This window comes from Bradyrhizobium sp. USDA 4452 (assembly GCF_054063575.1).
In genome coordinates, this window is the sequence record NZ_JBSSGK010000001.1 from 1685997 (window position 1) to 1704105 (window position 18109).

16 protein-coding genes are annotated in these 18109 nt (G+C 64.5%); 6 read left to right on the plus strand and 10 right to left on the minus strand.

Annotated features, from left to right (window positions below; all coding sequences use genetic code 11):
- Positions 1–52: 52 nt before the first annotated feature.
- From ACVISU_RS08120 to ACVISU_RS08130, 3 genes are all read right to left on the minus strand, one after another.
- Positions 53–862, minus strand: coding sequence for an ABC transporter permease (locus ACVISU_RS08120; protein WP_456706573.1), 810 nt, complete (start codon positions 860–862; stop codon positions 53–55).
- A 239-nt stretch (positions 863–1101) separates the two neighbouring features.
- On the minus strand, positions 1102–1758 hold the full coding sequence (locus ACVISU_RS08125; protein ID WP_456706574.1) for a TetR/AcrR family transcriptional regulator: 657 nt from the start codon (positions 1756–1758) through the stop codon (positions 1102–1104).
- 244 nt (positions 1759–2002) lie between these two features.
- Positions 2003–2863: a VOC family protein gene (locus tag ACVISU_RS08130; protein ID WP_456706575.1), complete on the minus strand. Its 861-nt coding sequence runs from the start codon at positions 2861–2863 to the stop codon at positions 2003–2005.
- A 222-nt stretch (positions 2864–3085) separates the two neighbouring features.
- On the opposite strand from ACVISU_RS08130, the gene ACVISU_RS08135 reads away from it, so the two are divergent.
- Together ACVISU_RS08135 and ACVISU_RS08140 are read left to right on the plus strand one after the other, a co-directional pair.
- Positions 3086–3979 carry a sugar kinase gene (locus ACVISU_RS08135; protein WP_456706576.1) on the plus strand — a complete coding sequence of 298 codons (894 nt, stop codon included), beginning with the start codon at positions 3086–3088 and terminating at the stop codon, positions 3977–3979.
- A 20-nt stretch (positions 3980–3999) separates the two neighbouring features.
- Entirely contained in the window at positions 4000–4920 is a 921-nt protein-coding gene (locus ACVISU_RS08140; protein ID WP_456706577.1) for a ribokinase, read from the plus strand.
- Positions 4921–5036: 116 nt separating this feature from the next.
- On the opposite strand, the gene ACVISU_RS08145 is transcribed toward ACVISU_RS08140, so the two are convergent.
- Positions 5037–6257: an NAD(P)/FAD-dependent oxidoreductase gene (locus tag ACVISU_RS08145; RefSeq protein ID WP_157113629.1), complete on the minus strand. Its 1221-nt coding sequence runs from the start codon at positions 6255–6257 to the stop codon at positions 5037–5039.
- A gap of 260 nt (positions 6258–6517) precedes the next feature.
- Between ACVISU_RS08145 and ACVISU_RS08150 the strand changes: the two genes are divergently transcribed.
- On the plus strand, positions 6518–7309 hold the full coding sequence (locus ACVISU_RS08150) for an enoyl-CoA hydratase/isomerase family protein (protein ID WP_456706578.1): 792 nt from the start codon (positions 6518–6520) through the stop codon (positions 7307–7309).
- 849 nt (positions 7310–8158) lie between these two features.
- On the opposite strand, the gene ACVISU_RS08155 is transcribed toward ACVISU_RS08150, so the two are convergent.
- The 4 genes from ACVISU_RS08155 to ACVISU_RS08170 all read right to left on the minus strand — a co-directional run bounded on the left by ACVISU_RS08155 (position 8159) and on the right by ACVISU_RS08170 (position 12965).
- Positions 8159–9499, minus strand: a complete 1341-nt coding sequence (locus ACVISU_RS08155; protein WP_050404584.1) for a TRAP transporter large permease — start codon at positions 9497–9499, stop codon at positions 8159–8161.
- Positions 9496–10080: a TRAP transporter small permease gene (locus ACVISU_RS08160; protein WP_456706579.1), complete on the minus strand. Its 585-nt coding sequence runs from the start codon at positions 10078–10080 to the stop codon at positions 9496–9498. The genes ACVISU_RS08155 and ACVISU_RS08160 overlap by 4 nt, the downstream gene beginning before the upstream one ends.
- Positions 10081–10106: 26 nt before the next feature.
- Positions 10107–11108, minus strand: a complete 1002-nt coding sequence (locus ACVISU_RS08165) for a TRAP transporter substrate-binding protein (protein WP_456706580.1) — start codon at positions 11106–11108, stop codon at positions 10107–10109.
- Between the two features lie 153 nt (positions 11109–11261).
- Positions 11262–12965 (minus strand): IlvD/Edd family dehydratase, encoded by a 1704-nt coding sequence (locus ACVISU_RS08170; RefSeq protein WP_456706581.1) that lies wholly within the window; start codon positions 12963–12965, stop codon positions 11262–11264.
- Between the two features lie 172 nt (positions 12966–13137).
- On the opposite strand from ACVISU_RS08170, the gene ACVISU_RS08175 reads away from it, so the two are divergent.
- On the plus strand, positions 13138–13830 hold the full coding sequence (locus tag ACVISU_RS08175) for a GntR family transcriptional regulator (protein ID WP_456706582.1): 693 nt from the start codon (positions 13138–13140) through the stop codon (positions 13828–13830).
- A gap of 34 nt (positions 13831–13864) precedes the next feature.
- Complete coding sequence (locus tag ACVISU_RS08180) at positions 13865–14434, plus strand: invasion associated locus B family protein (protein ID WP_456706583.1); 570 nt, start codon at positions 13865–13867, stop codon at positions 14432–14434.
- Here ACVISU_RS08180 and ACVISU_RS08185 read toward each other — a convergent pair whose 3' ends face one another.
- Positions 14435–15256 (minus strand): NAD-dependent epimerase/dehydratase family protein, encoded by an 822-nt coding sequence (locus ACVISU_RS08185; protein ID WP_456706584.1) that lies wholly within the window; start codon positions 15254–15256, stop codon positions 14435–14437.
- Between the two features lie 113 nt (positions 15257–15369).
- On the opposite strand from ACVISU_RS08185, the gene ACVISU_RS08190 reads away from it, so the two are divergent.
- A complete protein-coding gene (locus ACVISU_RS08190; protein ID WP_456706585.1) occupies positions 15370–16332 on the plus strand; it encodes an SMP-30/gluconolactonase/LRE family protein in 963 nt (320 codons plus the stop codon).
- A 214-nt stretch (positions 16333–16546) separates the two neighbouring features.
- On the opposite strand, the gene ACVISU_RS08195 is transcribed toward ACVISU_RS08190, so the two are convergent.
- Positions 16547–17980, minus strand: a complete 1434-nt coding sequence (locus ACVISU_RS08195; RefSeq protein ID WP_050404590.1) for an aldehyde dehydrogenase family protein — start codon at positions 17978–17980, stop codon at positions 16547–16549.
- Positions 17981–18109: the final 129 nt, after the last annotated feature.

Consider the following 18109-nt stretch of genomic DNA (forward strand, 5'->3'; position numbering starts at 1 on the left):
CTCCCTTTATTGTACCGCGGTCCTTGCGTGGGCCGCTTGTCCGGTTGCTGCGCTAGGACGCGAAGCTGATGTCGTCGCGCTGGCTGACGTGCCAGGGGATCACCAGCCGCTCGATGCGGTCGACGATCCAGAACAGGATGACGCCGAGCAGCGCCAGGATCACCAATGCGGCGAACATCGTCGGCAGGTCGAAGGTGCCGATCGAGCGCTGCATCACGTAGCCGATGCCGGAATTGGAGCCGACGAATTCGCCGACCACGGCACCGACCACAGCAAGCGTCACCGACACCTTCAGGCCGGAGAAGATCGCGGGCATCGCATGCGGCAGGTTGACGGCGCAGAACACCTTGAAGCGGCTGCCCTGCATCGCGCGCGCCAGGTCGACCATATCGGGATCGACCGATTTGAAGCCCTGCACCGCCGAGACCACGACGGGGAAGAAGCCGAGCAGGAACGCGGAGATCACCTTGGGGATGATGCCGAAGCCGAACCACACCACGAACAGCGGCGCGATTGCGATCTTCGGCACGGATTGGGAGAACACCAAGAGCGGATAGACGTAGCTCTCGACAGTCCTCGAACCCGCGATCAGCATGGCTGTGGGAATGCCGAACAACGCCGAGAGCAGGAAACCGCAGATCGTCGCATAGGTGGTCGGCCAGGACTGCCGCAGCAGCTCCGGCCAGTCGCTCCACAGCACCGCGACGACGTCGCCAGGCGACGGGATCTGATAGGCCGGGATGTGGAACAGACGGATCGCGAGGTCCCAGGCCACCACGATGACCACCAGGAACAGGAACGGGCGCACCCACGCCGCATTCAGCACCCCCGACAGGCCCGAAGGGCTCTTTGCCTCCGCCACGCCACACTCCCTTGCAGTTTTCTCTGTTCGTGCAGAAATTAACCCGTTGGATAAATACTGTCCAGCCCCTCGCGCGCGGTAAAATCGCGGCAAGCACGCGACTTTCGTCAGACGAAATTTTTATCGATGAAGGACGCGTAGCCCGGATGAAGCGAAGCGCAATCCGGGACCGATCTGTCCACGGATAGAGTTGCCCGGATTGCGCTTCGCTCCATCCGGGCTACAGGGCTGCGATGCGTTCACACCGCCCTGTGTTCGGCCGTGCGCAGCACCGGCATCGCGCTGCCAAACGTTGCAGTGGACTTGCCGGTCAGCGCCGCCAGCACCAGCGCGGTCATGTGCTCGAGGCGCTCGTCGCGGGCGTCCTTCTTGAGCAGGTCGCGGCCGAAGATCACGCTCAAGGTGGCGCTGTTGGAGAGATAGAAGAACGCCAGCCCCGCAATCGAGATATAGAGCTGCACCGGATCGACCGCGTCGCGGAAATCGCCGCTTTCGACCCCGCGCCTCACCACGGTGCGGATCATCTCGACAAAGGGCGAGTGCATCGACTTGACCTTGGTCGAGCGCTTCAGGTGCTTTGCCTTGGCGAGGTTTTCCGTGTTCAGCAGCGCCAGGAACTCGGGATTGCGCAGAAAATAGTTCCACGTAAAATCAATCAGCCGTCCGATCGCCTCGGGCGGATCGAGATGCTCGAGATCGAGGTTGCGCTCCTCGGCACGGATCTTCTCGTAGGCGCCTTCCAGCACCTCGAGATAGAGATCCTCCTTGTTGCCGACATGGTAGTACAGCATGCGCTTGTTGGCGTCGGCATTGGCCGCGATCCGGTCGACCCGCGCGCCGGCGAGGCCGTGGGCGGCGAATTCCTGCTTGGCCGCCTCGAGAATCCGCAGCCGCATCCCCTGGGGATCGCGCTGCCATCTCTGTATCCGCTTTGCTTTCGCCAAATCGATCGCCCGGTGATGCTGAACTGTCAAGTGTAGCATGACGCGCAGCGTTTGAGAACGAATGTTGTCGTGACGGCCATGCGGGAATATTTCTCTTTCGTCATTCCGGGGCTCGCGCAGCGAGAGCCCGGAATGACGAATAGAACTCATTTGCGCGCCACGCACGCTGCCGTGACGACACGCAGAACGAACGCCCCTAGTCTGGCTTCCCCTGTGAGGGCTGCACCAGGAGCGTCGGCACGCCGCATGTGCCGTTGCGTACGGTCATCACGCGCGTGCCGGGCTTGCGGCCGGTGCGAATCTCCGAGACGTCGACCCCGGCGGCAACCAGCCGGGCGCGCGTGGCCTCGATATCGGCGACGCGCCAGCAGATGCCGCGCAGCCGGTCCGGCGCGTCGGTCTCCGCCTTGCTGCTGTCCTTGGCCGGCCGGTGCGTGACCTCGACCACGAGGTCGCCGCAGCGGAAGAACATCAGCCGGCCCCATTCCGGATGCGAGCGGTCGAGCGCCATGTCGAGCCCGAGCCGCGCGCCATAGAGCGCAGCAGCGCGTTCCGGATCGGCGGTCGACACCACCACATGATCCATCGCGGTGATCGAGGCCGGCGTGGTGCGCACCGACAGCGGCCGCTCCTGCTCCCGCTCCAAAAAGAACATGCGCACACCGCGCGTCGCATCGGTCGCCGCGCGCGTCCGCTTCCATGACAGCGTGGCGCCGCTGGCCTCGTCGCGGCTCTCGACCTCGGCGACGGGCTCGGGCTTCAGCGTCAACCGATCCAGCCTGCGGTGCGTCCGGGCGATATCGCTGGTGCGGAAGCAGAGGCTCGCAAGCCCCTCGCCTTGCGTGACGAGCGCGCTGCGGACGCGCTGGGCGGCCGCGTCGTCGCCGCGCGGCGCCATCAATTCCAGCGTCGTGTTGTCGAGCGTGAACAGCACGCGGTCGGCGCCGTCGCCGCTGTTGCGCCAGGCCGGCGCCCGCGCGAACAGCGCCTCATAGGCGGCGCTGGCGGCAGCGATGTCGCCGGTGAGGACGACGACGTGATCGAGACCGGTAATCATGGCATTGGCCTCCCCGAATCTGCCGTCATTGTGCTTCTCCTTGCGAATCCCGGAACCGCGACCTGCTACCGGCCGTTATGCCGCATACCAGAACGGGACGGCACATCCATCATCTCTACCTGTAAACCAAGCAGGGTTGCGAATAATTTCAGCGATATCGGCCGACCAGCGGTGCTAGTCTCATCGTCGGCCGGGACCACACCAAGCGACGACGGGAAGCGAATGCAGGCTCTCTTCATTGGACAGACCTATATCGACGTCACCTTCATCACGGATCACATGCCGGTCGGCGACGAAAAGCACGTCGCAGACGCCTACGCCGTGTCGTTCGGCGGCAACGCGGTGACCGCGGCGTTCTGCTGCGCCAAGCTCGGTATCGAGCCGGACCTGATCGCCACCATGGCCAACGACTGGCTGGGACGGATGTTCTGGGACATGGCCGACAGGTACGGCATCTCGTTCCATCCGCGCAAGGTGAACTCCTCCTCGCTGTCCTTCATCATGCCGAACGACGGCAAGCGTGCCATCGTGCGCTGCCGCGACGACCAGCACATCCACCCCTTTCCGCTCCTGAACATCAAGGGCTGCCGCGCGCTGCACATCGACGGCCACCAGCCGGACGCCGCCATCCATTATGCGAAGCTGTGCCGCGAGGACGGGATCCTGACCTCGCTCGACGGCGGCGGCCTGCGCACCAACACCCACGAGCTGCTCGCCTTCATCGACGTCGCGATCGTCGCCGAGCGGCTGTGCGAGCAGATGGACAAGACCCCGGAGCACATGCTCGACTATCTCAAGAGCCGCGGCTGCAAGGTCGGCGGCGTCACCATGGGCGAGCGCGGCCTGCTCTGGTACGACGAGGCGGGCAAGGTGCAAACGCTGCCGGCGTTTCCAATCCCGCGCAAGCGCGTGATCGACACCAACGGCGCCGGCGACGTCTTCCACGGCGCCTATATCTATTCCTATCTCGCCAATCCCGGCAAAGCCTGGCATGAGCATTTCGAGTTCGCGCGCGCGGCATCGACCTTCAAGATCCAGAAGCTCGGCAACGAGGCCGGCCTGCCGACGCTCGCCGACATCGCCGCGGTCAAGCAGGAGTTCGGCGCGGCGGTCTGACAGGGCTGAGGGGGCAGGTCATGGGGCGCGTCTTCGTCGCCGGCAGCATCAACATGGACGTGGTGGCGACCGCCGAGCGCCATCCGAAAATAGGCGAGACCGTCGCCGGCGAGGCGGTGCTGTATTTCCCCGGCGGCAAGGGCGCCAACCAGGCGGTGGCATCGGCCAAGCAGGGCGTGCCGACCACGCTGGTCGGCCGGCTCGGCATCGACGCGTTCGGCAAGGAGCTGAGAGCCTTCCTCGCCGCGCAAGGCGTCGATCTCCCCTTCGTCAAGGACACCGGCGGCACCCATTCGGGCACGGCGATCATCACGCTGGCCAATGCCGACAACACCATCGTCGTCGTGCCGGGCGCCAACGGGTTGGTCGATGCCGACGATGTCGCAGCACCCGTGCTTGCGAAGGGCGACGTCGCTGTCAGCCAGTTCGAGATCCCGCTGCCGACGATCGCCGCGTTCTTCAGCCGCGCCCGCGCCGCCGGCGTCACCACGATCCTCAATCCGGCGCCGGCGAAACAGGCCGACAAGGCACTGCTCGATCTGGTCGACGTTTTGATTCTCAACGAGACCGAGCTTGGCCTGCTGACGGGAGCCGAGCTGCGCGACAGCGACGATCCATCCCGCTTCGCCGAGGCGGCCCGGACCCTCGGGCATGGCAAGACCGTCTGTGTCACGCTCGGCAGGCGCGGCGTGCTGGCGCTGGTCGAGGATCAACCGCTGCTTGTGCCCGGACGCGAGGTCAAGGCCGTCGACACCACAGGCGCCGGCGATTGCTTCGTCGGCGCCCTCGCCTCGCAGCTCGCCATCGGCAAGCCGCTCGGCGACGCGCTGGCTTATGCGAACATTGCTGCGTCGATCTGCGTGCAGCGGATGGGGGCCGCGCCATCGATGCCGACGGTTGAAGAGGTGAAGGCCGTTCTCTCCACACGTCGGGATCCATAGCCACCGGCCACAGTTTGGGGCACGCGCGCAGTGACAGCGTTCGTCTCCACCAACCAGCGCCGCGGAGTATGGGTCCCGGCCCCGTGCGCAATCGCACACGACGCCGGGACGACGATTCAACTAGCCAGCGCGCTCTTCAAATCGAAGCTCGCATCCGCCGCCTGCTCCGGCGTGATCGAACCGCCGGCGCCGAGCAGCCGGCGGCCGAACATGTGATCGCCGGCGCGATTGACCGATTCGATGCCGAGCAGCTTGTCGCCGCGGTAGCAGAACGCCGAGAACGCCCCCTGCGCGCGGTCGCCGCGCACCACGACGCGGTCGTAGCCGGTGGTGAGACCCGCCATCTGCAGCTTGTCGGGCCCCTGGTCGCTCCAGAACCACGGCAGTCCGTCATAGACCTCGGTTTTGCCGGTCAGCCGCGCCGCCACGCAGCGCGCATGGTCGGTCGCGTTCTGCACCGACTCCAGCCGGAGCGATCCGCCGAAGCGCTTGCTGGTGTAGAGCGCGCAATCGCCGATTGCGGAGACGTTCGGATCGGCGGTCAAGAGATGCTCGTCGACGATGATGCCCGATGCAACCGGCAGGCCGGCTTCTGCGGCGAGCTCGACATTCGGCAGCACGCCGACGCCGACCACGACGAGATCTGCCGGGATATGCGTCCCGTTGCTCAGGCTGACGCCGGTGACCTTCGTACCATCGGCCTCGATCGCCGTGACCTGCACCCCGAGATGGATCCGTATGCCGGCAGCGCTGTGACGCGACTGCGAGAACTCGGAGATCTCGGCGGTCACTGCGCGCGCCATCACGCGCGAGGCGAGCTCGACGACGTCGACCTCGAGGCCCTTGGCCCGCGCGGTGGCGGCAAATTCGAGCCCGATGAAGCCCGCGCCGATCACGACGACGCGCATGCCGGGTGCGATCAGATCGCGCAACGCCTGGCTCTCGTCGAGAATGCGCAGGTAGCGGACAGCGTCGAGCCTGGCGTTCGGAATATCGAGCAGCCGGTTCCGCGCGCCGGTCGCGAACACCAGATGGCCGTAGTCGAGCGACGTGCCGGAAGCGAGCGCCACCTTCCTCGCGTTGCGGTCGACCGCATGGGCGCGGTCGGTGATCAGCTCGATCTTGTTGTCCTGGTAGAACTTGTCGGGCCGGAACATCAGGGTCTCGGGCCCACCGGTCCCCTTCAGATAGGCCTTCGACAAAGGCGGCCGCTGGTACGGCAAATGGCCTTCGTCATTGAGCAGGGCGATGCGCTCGGCAAAGCCGGCCTGGCGCAGCGATGCCGCGAGCTGGAAGCCGGCATGTCCGGCGCCGACGATGACGACCGAGCCTGTCATCGGAACAACCCACATACGCGCGAGCAGGAGTGACCCATGCCGTTTCCTCTTGTCGATGTTAGCTTGCTTGCCCCGTCCCCACAGCGCTCGTGTCTGCGTACCGAAGGCTGACGGCCATTTGGCCTCATGGCTCGCGCCGATGCAAGGGGGTCTCGGGGGATTCTGGCCACCCGATACCGCGCCTTCGCGCGGAGCCGGATTGCCACGGCTGCCGCCTAGGCCTTAAATGCCCGGAAACAACAAGCCCAAGGTCTTCAAAAATGCCAGCACCCGCCTCCGCCAACGACCCCGCTTTGCTCCGCATCGACGGCGCCATCGCGACCATCACGCTGAACCGGCCGGCCGCGTTCAACGCGATCGATATGACGATTGCCAAGAAGCTCGAGCAGCTCGCCGCCGAGGTCGAAGCCAACAAGGATGTCCGCGTGCTGGTCATCGAGGGCGAAGGCCGCGCCTTCTGCGCCGGCGGCGATCTGCAGACCATCGGCGCTGCGACCGAAGCCAACAACGTCGCCCCCGTGGTCGGCGAGATGCTTCATCACTATCACGCCTTCATCGAGGCGGTGCGGCGGATGCCGAAGATCGTGCTGTCCAGCGTGCATGGTTCGGCGGCCGGCGCCGGCATGGGCCTCGCCTTCGTGACCGACCTGTGCATCGCCGCGGAGGATGCCCGCTTCACGCCCGCCTATGCCAAGATCGGCGTGTCGCCCGACGGCGGCAGCACGGTCGGCATCGTCGGCACGGTCGGGACCCGCCGCGCGCTGCAGATCTTCCTGGCCGAGGACGGCTTCACCGCGCAGCAGGCCTATGAATGGGGATTGGTGGTCAAGACCGTCCCCGCTGCCGAGCTGAAGGCCGCGACGCGGCAGCTCGCCGAGCGCCTCGCGAAAAACCCGCCCGCCGCGATCGCCGGGACCAAGGCGCTGGTCTATCAGGCGGCCACCACGCCGACCAAGCAGCAGCTCGATGCCGAGGAACACAAGATCATCACCTCGATGCACACCGACGATTTCCGCGTCGCGGTGAAGAAGTTCACCAGCAAGTCGAAGTAGGCGTGCGACGGCCTTCCCAAGGCGGGTATGCATAGGTCCGGGACCGTCCGCCTTGCGCGCTTGCGAAGGGCGACCATCGACCAGAACTGGTCTTCATTTGAAGGTTTAAGCGTGCATGAGGCGATCGGGCTCAGCATTTTCGTGCCGCATGCAAAGTCTTCGCTGCTGCTCCATGCACCTTGCGAGGAATTCGAGTGGCGCATTTTGAGCCGCAGCGGACTTCGACGCTAGTGACACTGAGTGACAAGCAGTGTTACGATTTCTGTATTGGCAAGCGCCTCGCAGTATTAGCCGGGGTGCGCGCGAGAAATTAATATTTTGATCCATATGAGCAAAAGAGGCGGGGCATGTCGAATTTTAGTGTGCGCGCTACGTTGGTTGCAGTTTTACTATCAACGGCATTGGGTGGGTTAAATGAGAGCGCCTATGCCCAGAGTGCAAAGCCGAATGCAGAGGCGAAATCGAAACCTCAGCCGACAGGGCAAATGATATGTAGTTCGTCGGGAGGGTGTCGGCCAGTCAAACCGGGCTGTCACCTTGAAGCGGTCCGAACTGGGAATTCCGGCCTCACGTCAAACGTGGAAGTTTGCAAATAAACGGTGCCGCTGCAATGTGAACGCCATCAGTAGCGACCCTTTCTTTCAAGAACCGATGCGGAATTGAATGAGGTGACGACGAATTGGTCCAAACCGGCGGTTGGTACAAAGATCTCTCGTTAATCCAACCGCGCGGCGGACTATTTCTGATGTTGGCCCAGAGCCGCTCTCGCCCTTCGACGCCATGATGTCCGCTTTCAGCGGTGGAGCGGTCATCGCTTGTCGCATGCGTAGTGGATTGATGAGCACACGCCTAATTCGGGCAGATGTATCCGGTGCCGCCGGGCGCCTTGAAGCAGCCGACCGATTCCGGGATTACCTGCTTGGGCAGCCACAGCACGACTTTCGGAAAATAGATAGTGAAGCAGATCGTGACCAGGAACACGACATAGATCGGCAGCGCCGCCCGCAGCGCTCTGGCAAAGCTGATGCCGACGAACTTCGAAGCCATCAGCAGCACCAGCCCGTAAGGCGGCGTGATCAGGCCGAAGGCGAGCGTTGCGATCAGCACCACGCCCATGTGGACGCCGTTGATGTCGCCGGCCTGGGTCAGCGCGTTGACCAGCGGCATGAAGATGATGATGGTCGGCACCGGCTCGATGAAATCGCCGACCACCGTGAACAGCAATACCATCAGCAGCATGATGAGATGCGGATCGTTGCCGGCGATCGAGGTGATCCAGTCGGCGATGTAGATCGCACCGCGCAGATAGGCCAGCATCCAGCCGAACGCGTTCGCCGCCCCGATCGTGATCAGCGGCAGCGAAAAAATGAGACCGGCGAGACAGAAATCGTACGGGATCTTCTTCAGATGACCACGATTGAGCGCCGGGATCACCACGGCGATGATGTAGACAACGGCGACCACGCCGGCCTCGGTCGGCGTGAACCAGCCGGTCAGGATGCCACCCAGCAGGATCACCGGGATCATCAGCGGCAGCGCAGCGTCGCCGGCGGCGAACGCGATCTGGCGCAGCGGCGCGCGCGGCTTGCGCAGGCCTGACGGGCCGAAGAAATAGCAATAGATCATCAGCCCGAAGCCGATCATCAGGCCGGGCACGACGCCCGCCATGAACAGGCCGGCGATCGAGACGTTGCCGACCGCGCCGTAGACCACGGCCGTGATGCTCGGCGGCACCAGCGCCGCGATGGTCGAGGCCGAGGCGATGATCGCGGCGATGAAGGCCGGCTCGTAGCCTTCCCTTCGCATCGGCCCGCCGAGCGCCCGGCTCATCACAGCGACATCGGCGGTGGTCGAGCCCGACATCTCCGAGAAGAACATGCTGAAGACGACGACGACCTGCGATAGCCCGCCCCTGATATGCCCGACCAGCGACACCGACAAATTGGCGATGCGGACCACGACGTTCGCCGAGCTCATCAGTTCGCCGACCAGCAGGAAGAACGGGATCGCCAGCAGCGCCTCGGAATCGACGCCGTCGAAGATCTTCTGGATGATCGCGGCGAGCGACACATCCGACAGCACCGCGCCGATGAACACGCCGGCCATCAGCGAGAACGGCACCGGCACGCCGAGATAGCCGAAGAACAGGAAGCAGGACGACATCAGCACCAGCACGACCGGCGCGCTCACGGCCGCACTCCCGTGGTCGCGCCGGTGTTGATCGCTGGGATCGCAAGGTCCTCGTCCGGCGGCTCCGAGTGCTCAAAGCCGTTGCGGATGCCGTTGACGAGCTGCTCGATCGTGAACAGGCCGATCAGGATGCCGGACAGCGGGATCACCGCATAGAGCGAGGCGATCGGCGTACCGGACGGCAGCCGGAAGCTGCCGAAGCCGCGAAGGTAGTTTTGATAGCCGTACCAGACCAGGCAAAACGCGACGCCCAATACCACCAGGCGGATGACGATCTCGACCACCAGCCGCGACCGGCCGTGCATCGCCTCCGAGAGCGCGGTGAGATAAAGATGATCGTTGCGCCGGGTCGCGACCGCAGCCCCAATGAAGATCGCGTAGATGAACAGCGTCGAGGTCACCTCCTGCAGCCACAGCCAGGGGTGACCGATGGTGCGCGTGACGATGTCGGCGGTGACCGAGAGCGAGAAGCCGAAGCACAACAGGCCGCACAGCATCATCAGGATCAGCTCGAGCCGATCCAGCGCCCGCCACTTCAGATGCCACTGCCGTTGCAGCACCAGCCTGTCGGCGATGGCCATGGCGCGCGCTCCCGTCGACCCGGGCTCTAGTTGACCGCGCGGATCAGGTTCTTGATCTTCTCCGCATGCGGGCCGAGCTCCTTGGCGAGCTTGTCGAGATAGGGATCGGCGATCGCGGTGAAGCTCTTCTTGTCGACGTCCTCGACCACCTTGACGCCGAACGATTTGAGCTTGGTCAACGCAGTCCGCTCCAGCTCGAAGGCCTTCTGCGGCTCCTTGGCGCTGACCTCGTTGGCAGCGGCCTGCACCCATTGCTTCTGCTCGGCGGAGAGGCCCTGCCAGAGCTTGTCGGAGACGAACAGCAGCGCATTATTGGCTTCGTGCTCGGTGATCGACAGCACCGGCGCGACCTCATAGTGCTTGTTGACGAGATAGACGTTGATGCTGTTCTCGGCCGCATCGACCACGCCGGTCTGCAGCGACGTGTAGACGCTGCCAAACGGCATGTGCACGGTCTGCGCGCCATAGGCCGGGAACATGGCGTCCTCGGTCGCGGTCGCCTGCACGCGCACCTTCATGCCCTTGAGGTCGCCGACGTTGTGGATCTCCCGCTTGCTGTAGATGTGCCGCACGCCTTGCGAGCCGGTGCCGATCACATGCAGGCCCTGCGCGGTCTCGTCGATCATCGTTCTGATGGCGTCGAACACCTGCGGATCCGCCAGCGCCTTGATCACATGGGCGTCGTTGCGGAACAGGAAGTGCAGCGACATCACGCCGGCCTGCGGCGAGATCGTCGCGGTGTTGGCCGAGGAGATGATCGCGAACTCGATATCGCCTGATTTGACCAGCTGCAGCAGCTGCGGTTCCTGGCCGAGCTGCGCGCCGGGATATTGGTCGACGATCATCGTGCCCTTGCTCAACTCCTTGAGCTTCTCGGCGAACAGATCGCCGGCGACCGAGTAGCCGGTGTTGCGCGGCTGGTCATAGGCGAAGCGGAAGTGCTTGACCTCCTGCGCGCTGGCGCGCGCCGGCAGCAGCAGCGCTGCCGCGGCCATGGCGATCCCGACGATCCCAGCTGAATAGCCCATCGCGACGTTCCCCCTGTTTTTGATTGACGCGATCATCCCACCAGTCCCGCGGGATTGTCAATAAAACCGAGATATTCAGCTCGCAGTAGGCGCCAACGAGCGCTGCGTCGCTTAAATTATCGACAATTCGGCAGCCTCGCCGAACGACGCGCGCTACTTCCCCTTGGCACGCATGAAGTCGAAATCGCAGCCCTCGTCGGCCTGCAAGATGGTTTCGTTGAACAGATGCGCGTAGCCGCGCTTGGCCCAATCCGGCGTGCCGGTCGGCGCAAGCGCGGCGCGGCGCTTCTGCAATTCGGCCTCGTCGACCAAAAGATCGATGCTGCGCCTCGCGACATCGAGCCGGATCATGTCGCCGTTCCGCACCAGGCCGAGCGGTCCGCCGACCGCGGACTCCGGTGTGATGTGCAGCACGATGGTGCCGAACGCCGTGCCGCTCATCCGCGCATCGGAGATGCGGACCATGTCTTTGACGCCGGCGCGCGCAAGCTTCTTCGGGATCGGCAAATAGCCCGCCTCGGGCATGCCGGGCGCGCCCTTCGGGCCGGCGTTGCGCAGCACCAGCACGTCATCGGCAGTCACGTCGAGCGCGGGATCGTCGACCCGCAGCGTCATGTCCTCGACCGACTCGAACACCACCGCACGCCCGGTGTGCTGCAGCAGTTTTGGACTCGCCGCCGACTGCTTGATGACGGCGCCGCGCGGCGCGAGATTGCCGTGCAGGATCGCCATCGCGCCTTCGGACTTGATCGGGTTCGCCTTGGAGCGGATCGCATCCTGCCCCGGCACGTCCTCCGCATTGGCGACGACCTCGCGCAGGGTCTGGCCGGTGATGGTCCTGGCATCGAGATCGATGAGGTCACCGAGCTGCGCCATCAGCTTCGGCACGCCGCCGGCATGATGGAAATGCTCCATATAGTGTTCGCCCGACGGCTTGAGGTCGACCAGCACGGGCACCTCGCGGCCGAGCCTGTCGAACGCCTCGAGGTCGATCTTGTGCGGCGAGCGGTTGGCGATCGCGGTCAAGTGGATCAGCCCGTTGGTGGAGCCGCCGATCGCCTGCATCACGATCTGGGCGTTGCGGAACGAGGCCGGCGTCAGGATTTCGCTCGGCTTCGGTCCCTTGGTCTTGGCCATTTCGGCGGCGACGCGGCCACTGGCCTCGGCGGAGCGGAAGCGTTCGGCATGCGGCGCCGGGATGGTCGCGCTCATCGGCAGCGACAGGCCGAGCGCCTCGGTGATGCAGGCCATGGTGGAGGCGGTGCCCATCACCATGCAGGTGCCGACCGATGGCGCGAGGCGGCCGTTCACCGCCTCGATCTCGGCATCGTCGATCTCGCCGGCGCGATACTTGCCCCACAGCCGGCGACAGTCGGTGCAGGCGCCGAGCACCTCGCCCTTGTGATGGCCGACCACCATCGGCCCGACCGGAATCACCACCGTCGGCAGATCGGCGCTGATCGCGGCCATGAGCTGCGCCGGCAGGGTCTTATCGCAACCACCGATCACGATCACCGCATCCATCGGCTGGGCGCGGATCATCTCCTCGGTATCCATCGCCATCAGATTGCGCAGATACATCGAGGTCGGATGCGCAAAGCTCTCGGCGATCGAGATGGTCGGGAACACGAACGGCATCGCGCCCGACAGCATCACGCCGCGCTTCACCGCCTCGATGATCTGCGGCACGTTGCCGTGGCAGGGATTGTAGTCGCTGTAGGTGTTGGTGATGCCGACGATCGGGCGATTGAGCGCATCATCCGAATAGCCCATCGCCTTGATGAACGCCTTGCGCAGGAACAGCGAAAAGCCGGCGTCACCATAGCTGGTCAGTCCCTTGCGAAGTCCGTCGGCCATTTTCTTCTCTTCCCGTCATTGGTCGGCCGCACTTAAGGAGCGGCGGGAATTATTGTCAATACGAGATAATCTGGCGCAGAAGCCTGGCCGCTTTGCGGCAAAATCGCCCCCATTATTGACAATAGCCATAGCGTCATGCTGACCTCCGGCATCGACCCGAAGCCGAGCGCGCATGACAGCCGAGCCCACCTTGCCCGAACTCCAGGCCCCCTCGCGCGAGGAGGAACAGGCGGAAGTGATCCGCCGGCTGGAGGAGGACATCATCTTCGGCCGCTTCGCGCCCGGCCTGCGGCTGGTCGAGGATACCCTGATGCAGCGCTACGGCGCGAGCCGGCATTTCGTCCGCCAGGCGCTGTTCCAGCTCGAGCGCCAGGGCATCGTGCTGCGCGAGAAGAATGTCGGCGCTACGGTGCGGTTCTATTCGGCGGAGGAAGTGCGGCAGATCTACGAGGTGCGCGAGATGCTGACACGCCAGGCCGCACTGATGATCGCCCTGCCCGCGCCTGACAGCCTGATCGACCAGTTGAGCGAGCTGCAACGGCACTACTGCCTCAAGGCCGACGCGCAGGACATGCGCGGTATCCATGAGAGCAACGATGCATTCCACCTCGCGCTGTTCTCCGCCTGCGGCAATCCCTATCTGGTCCGCTCGCTGCAGGACTACATGAACCTGACGCTGCCGATGCGCGCCAAGAACCTCGCCGACAGCGAGGGGCTCGCATTGTCGCGTCGCCAGCACGAATTGATGATCGAGCTCTTGAGGGGCCGCGACAGCTGGGCGCTGGCGCAGCTCTGCGTCGATCACATGCAGTACAGCAAGGCGGACTACCTCGTGCGCATCTCCAACGACAAAAAGCCGCAATAGCGCGATACGCGGCCTCCTCGTGAAGGAGACGGCGATGCGCTACGTGGCTTTGTTGATGGGATCGATTGCCGCACAGCTCGCGCTCGGCGGAATTGCCGAAGCGGCCGATCCGCGCGCGAGCGAGCTCACCTATGAGCCCTGGACCAAGACGTGCCTCACCGAGGCGAGCTGCTTCGTCGCCGCCGCCGCACGCGGCCAGTGCGCGCCGTCGGGCGGCACCATCAGCATCTCGCCGCAGACCAGCACGCGCGCGCTGCTCACCGCCAATGTCGGCACGCGGACCATGCTGGAAGGCACCATCAGTCTCAAGATCGATCAGGACGAGCCGATGCAGGTCGCGAGGACGCACTGCTACACGCTCGGCTGCGGCGGCACGCTGGAGGCCAATGGCGAGCTGATCGAACGGCTGAAGCACGCGCAAACGATCGTGGTCGAAGCCAAGAACCTGACCGGGCAGAAGATCAGCCTCACCTTCCCGCTCGCGCACTTCTCCCAGACCTATGACGGGCCCGGAAGCGCACCGAAGGCTTCGGGGCAAAGCTCGAACGAGCCGCAGCGAGAGCACACCGAAGCGGTGAAGCAGCTGCCGCAGTGCGACGACTGATCACTTCTTCCAGTCGATCACCTTTGTCCTGTCGCCGTCGAACTCCATGCTGCAGAACGTGCCGCCCTGGTAGAAGTCGCCGACCGGGTCCGGCGGCAGCTTGGCCTGCTCGGCCATCGCGTGCTCGCGGAAGTCTTCGCCACGCCCGGTCGGCCGATAGCCGAGATCATAGGCGCGGTGATTGTCCCACCAGGAGCGCTCGTTGTAGGACGCGCCGTACAGCACCTCAAAATGGATGTCGGGATGTTCGAGCCCGATGCGGCAGAGCTGCACCAGATCTTCCGGCTTGAGCCAGATCGAGAGCCTGCGGTGATCGAGCGGCGCCTCGCCGAAATTGCCGATCCGGATGCAGGTCACCTTGATGCCGTGCTTGTCGGCATAGAGCGCGCCGACGCCCTCGCCGAACACCTTGCTCACGCCGTAACGGCTGTCCGGCCGCGCGGTGACGTCGGTGCCGATGCGGTGATGGCGCGGGTAGAAGCCGACCGCATGATTGGACGAGGCGAAGATCACGCGCTTGACGCCCTGCTTGCGCGCCGCCTCGAACAGGTTGTAGGTGCCGATGATGTTGGCCTGCAGGATCGCGTCCCACGAGCCTTCGACCGAATAGCCGCCGAAATGCAGGATGCCGTCGACGCCCTCGCAGATCGCCTCGACCTCTGCGAGATCGGCGAGATCGGCCGCCTTGAACTGTTCGTTGCTGCCGAGATCGGAGGGCGGCTTGATGTCGCTCAGAAGCAGGTCCGCATAGATCGGCGGCAGCAGCTTGCGCAGGCTCGTTCCGATTCCGCCCGATGCGCCGGTCATCAATATGCGTGGCATGCCGTCCCTCGTCTTTCCGGTTTGCTGCAGCCGAATTGCGGTCGCAGGCCGACAATGATAGCAAACCATGCGCTCAAGGAAACACCATCGATACACAACAACGAGAACAGCAAATGTCCGATGTTCATTCTGCCGGCTGGCGTCCCGCGACCTGTTATCCCGATCCCGCGATCCACGCGCTCGATCCGCGCTTCGAGAAATACTGGCTGAAGCTTTCCGCCGTCGAGCGCATCGCCACCGGCCTGCGCTGGGCCGAAGGTCCGGTGTGGTTCGGCGACGGGCGCTATCTGCTGTGCAGCGACATCCCGAACCAGCGCATCCTCAAATGGGAGGAAGAGACCGGTGCGGTCAGCATCTTCCGCAAGCCGTCGAACTTCGCCAACGGCAACACCCGCGACCGCCAGGGCCGGCTGATCACCTGCGAGCATGGCGGCCGTCGCGTGGTGCGCACCGAATATGACGGATCGATCACGGTACTGATCGATTCCTTCGGCGGCAAGCGGCTGAACTCGCCGAACGACGTCGTGGTGAAATCAGACGGTTCGATCTGGTTCACCGATCCGATCTTCGGCTTGCTCGGCAATTACGAAGGCTACAAGGCCGATCCGGAAATCGCGCCCAACGTCTACCGGCTCGATCCCGCAACCGGCAAGGCCAGCGTCGTCGCCGAAGGCGTGCTCGGCCCGAACGGGCTGTGCTTCTCGCCGGACGAGGAGATCCTCTACGTCGTGGAATCCCGCGGCGAGCCGAACCGCAAGATCCTCGCCTATGACGTCTCCGCCGACGGCAAAACAATCTCCAACAAGCGCGTGTTCATCGATGCCGGCCGCGGCACGCCCGACGGCATGCGCTGCGACATCGACGGCAATCTGTGGTGCGGTTGGGGCATGGGCGATCCCGAACTCGACGGCGTCGTCGTGTTCGCACCTGATGGCGTCATGATCGGCCGCATCGCGCTGCCGGAGCGCTGCGCCAATCTCTGCTTCGGCGGATTGAAGCGCAACCGCCTGTTCATGGCGGCGAGCCAGTCGATCTATGCGCTCTACGTCAACACCCAGGGGGCGCCGGGAGGTTAGCCCGGCCGTCATTGCGAGGAGCGAAGCGACGAAACAATCCATCTGTCCGCGCGTGGGGAGAGATGGATTGCTTCGCTTCGCTCGCAATGACGGCGAAACTACAATCTTCATCTTCGCAAGATTCGCACTTTCAAGATCTTGCGTCTCCAAAACGTCTGACGCCGGAGCAGTTGCCTGCCCCGGCGCCGGAAATCGTGTCTCTCGTGGATCGAGCTTACGCGGCGTTGTAGCCGGCGACGGCCTTGGCCTCGAGATATTCTTCCAGACCGTAACGGCCCCACTCGCGGCCGTTGCCGGACTGCTTGTAACCGCCGAACGGCGCGGTGCGCTCGTTCGGCACGCCCTGCAGGTTGATATTGCCGGCGCGGATCTGGCGGCCGACGCGGCGCGCGGTTTCCACGGTGTCGGCCGAGACGTAACCGGCGAGACCATAGGGCGTGTCGTTGGCGATCTTCACCGCCTCGGCCTCGTCCTTGGCGCCGATGATGGTGAGCACCGGTCCGAAGATTTCCTCGCGGGCGATCGTCATGTCGTTGGTGACGTCGGCGAAGATGGTCGGACGGACATAGAAGCCCTTGTTGACGCCCTCGGGCAGGCCCGGGCCACCGGCGACGAGAGTTGCGCCCTCGTCGATGCCCTTCTGGATCAGCGCCTGGATCTTGTCCCACTGACCGCGGTTGACCACGGGACCGATCGTGGTGCCGTCGGCGCGTGGATCGCCGGCCTTGGTCTTGTCGGCGACGCCCTTCGCGATCGCGGCCACTTCCTTCATCTTGGAGAGCGGCACGATCATGCGCGACGGCGCGTTGCAGGACTGGCCCGAGTTGTTGAACATGTGCATCACGCCGCCGGTCACCGCCTTGGTCAGGTCGGCGCCTTCGAGGATCACGTTCGGCGACTTGCCGCCGAGTTCCTGGCTGACGCGCTTCACGGTCGGCGCCGCACGCTTGGCGACGTCGACGCCGGCACGGGTCGAGCCGGTGAACGAGATCATGTCGATGTCCGGGTGCTCGCTCATCGCCGCACCCACCTCCGGGCCGAGGCCGTTGATCAGGTTGAACACGCCCTTCGGCACGCCGGCTTCGTGGAGGATTTCCGCGAAGATCAGCGCCGAGGTCGGGGTGAACTCCGACGGCTTCAGGATCATGGTGCAGCCGGCGGCGAGCGCGGGCGCGACCTTGCAGGCGATCTGGTTGAGCGGCCAGTTCCAGGGGGTGATCATGCCGACGACGCCGACCGGCTCGCGCACGATCACGGCGGTGCCCATGGTCTCCTCGAACTCGTACTTCTTGAGCACTTCGAGGGTGTTCATGAGGTGACCGAGGCCGGCGCCGGCCTGCAGCTTCTCGGCCATCGGTAGCGGCGCGCCCATCTCGTCGGAGACGGCGGCGCCGATCTCCTTCATGCGGCCCTTGTAGACCTCGACGATCTTGGTGAGCAGCGCGACGCGTTCCTCGCGGCTGGTCTGGGAATAGGTCTCGAAGGCGCGCTTGGCGGCGGCGACTGCCTTGTCGACATCGGCCTTGGAGCCGAGCGCAATCTCATACATCGCTTCTTCGGTCGCCGGATTGACGACGGGGGTGGACTTGCCTTTGACGACGGGATCGACCCAGGCGCCGTCGATGTAGAATTGCATGCGATTGACCATCGGAAACCTCTTGTAGGGGGCGTATGGATAAGGGGAACGGAAAGCGTTCGGCAGGCATCCTTGCACGAAAGCAGGGCGAATTGAACCCGCCATATGCGGGGCGCGGCTCGTGCACGCGAACGGCATATA

Excerpts from the sequence above, each read along its gene's own strand:
- ACVISU_RS08190 (WP_456706585.1), top strand. The coding sequence starts at position 15,370 with ATGTCCGATGTTCATTCTGCCGGCTGGCGTCCCGCGACCTGTTATCCC.
- ACVISU_RS08170 (WP_456706581.1), bottom strand. The coding sequence starts at position 12,965 with ATGGCCGACGGACTTCGCAAGGGACTGACCAGCTATGGTGACGCCGGC.
- ACVISU_RS08165 (WP_456706580.1), bottom strand. The coding sequence starts at position 11,108 with ATGGGCTATTCAGCTGGGATCGTCGGGATCGCCATGGCCGCGGCAGCG.
- ACVISU_RS08130 (WP_456706575.1), bottom strand. The coding sequence starts at position 2,863 with ATGATTACCGGTCTCGATCACGTCGTCGTCCTCACCGGCGACATCGCT.
- ACVISU_RS08185 (WP_456706584.1), bottom strand. The coding sequence starts at position 15,256 with ATGCCACGCATATTGATGACCGGCGCATCGGGCGGAATCGGAACGAGC.
- ACVISU_RS08150 (WP_456706578.1), top strand. The coding sequence starts at position 6,518 with ATGCCAGCACCCGCCTCCGCCAACGACCCCGCTTTGCTCCGCATCGAC.
- ACVISU_RS08160 (WP_456706579.1), bottom strand. The coding sequence starts at position 10,080 with ATGGCCATCGCCGACAGGCTGGTGCTGCAACGGCAGTGGCATCTGAAG.
- ACVISU_RS08145 (WP_157113629.1), bottom strand. The coding sequence starts at position 6,257 with ATGACAGGCTCGGTCGTCATCGTCGGCGCCGGACATGCCGGCTTCCAG.
- ACVISU_RS08180 (WP_456706583.1), top strand. The coding sequence starts at position 13,865 with ATGCGCTACGTGGCTTTGTTGATGGGATCGATTGCCGCACAGCTCGCG.
- ACVISU_RS08135 (WP_456706576.1), top strand. The coding sequence starts at position 3,086 with ATGCAGGCTCTCTTCATTGGACAGACCTATATCGACGTCACCTTCATC.
- ACVISU_RS08125 (WP_456706574.1), bottom strand. The coding sequence starts at position 1,758 with ATGCGGCTGCGGATTCTCGAGGCGGCCAAGCAGGAATTCGCCGCCCAC.
- ACVISU_RS08175 (WP_456706582.1), top strand. The coding sequence starts at position 13,138 with ATGACAGCCGAGCCCACCTTGCCCGAACTCCAGGCCCCCTCGCGCGAG.
- ACVISU_RS08195 (WP_050404590.1), bottom strand. The coding sequence starts at position 17,980 with ATGGTCAATCGCATGCAATTCTACATCGACGGCGCCTGGGTCGATCCC.
- ACVISU_RS08140 (WP_456706577.1), top strand. The coding sequence starts at position 4,000 with ATGGGGCGCGTCTTCGTCGCCGGCAGCATCAACATGGACGTGGTGGCG.